The 1,026-nt window shown below is 47.5% G+C and carries 1 protein-coding gene; it reads left to right on the forward strand.

Annotation, left to right across the window (positions count from 1 at the left end):
- A partial coding sequence (locus tag HGG74_RS20855) for a VirB4 family type IV secretion/conjugal transfer ATPase (protein ID WP_446680209.1) occupies nucleotides 1-1,026 on the forward strand: 1,026 nt, incomplete at both ends.

Here is a 1,026-nt window from a genome sequence, read left to right on the forward strand (position 1 = left end):
AGAACAGCTTACGCTGTTCCAGAAACTGCTATCCGGGCGCTGGCAGAAAGTCAGAGTCACCAATAGTCCGTTTTATACATACCTGGGTGGTAAAGACCTGTTCTTTGGTAACGATGCTGGACAAATCACTGCCTCTGACCATGCCCGGTACTTTCGTTGCATCGAGATCAAGGACTACTTTCAGGAAACGGATGCCGGAATTTTTGATGCACTGATGTATCTCCCGGTTGAGTATGTACAGACTTCCTCTTTAACTCCGATAGACAAGCAGTCTGCAATCAAGGCGCTGGATGATCAGATCGACAAACTCGAAATGACCGATGATGCCGCTAAATCCTTGCTCGCTGATTTGAAAGTTGGTCTCGATATGGTCTCCAGCGGCTATATTTCTTTCGGGAAAAGTCACCAGACACTGATTGTTTACGCAGATTCGCCGGAGCGTCTGGTGAAGGACACCAATATTGTAACGACGACCCTGGAGGATTTAGGGCTGATCGTAACCTATTCAACCTTGAGTCTTGGCGCAGCGTATTTTGCTCAGTTACCTGGTAACTACACGTTACGGCCACGCCTGAGTTCTATCAGCAGTCTGAACTTTGCCGAAATGGAAAGCTTCCATAATTTCTTTACGGGCAAGGAGAAAGGAAATACCTGGGGTAACAACCTTATCACCCTGGGCGGCTCAGGAAATGATATTTATAACCTGAACTATCACATGACTACCGAGCATCAAAATTACTTCGGTAAAAACCCCACGCTGGGGCATACCGAAATTCTTGGTACGTCAAACGTGGGTAAAACGGTAGTGATGATGACTAAGGCTTTCGCCGCCCAGCAGTTCGGAACGCCGGAGTCTTTTCCACCTGAGAGGAAATTAAAGAAGTTAACTACAGTATTTTTCGACAAAGATCGGGCAGCGGAACCCGGTATACGTTCAATGGGAGGTGCTTACTTTCGGGTGAAAGAAGGAGAGCCGACTGGCTGGAACCCTGCGGCTTTGCCACCAACCAAACGAAATATTTCCTT

Origin of the sequence: Arthrobacter mobilis (assembly GCF_012395835.1) — a bacterium.
Classification (GTDB): Bacteria; Actinomycetota; Actinomycetes; order Actinomycetales; family Micrococcaceae; genus Crystallibacter; species Crystallibacter mobilis.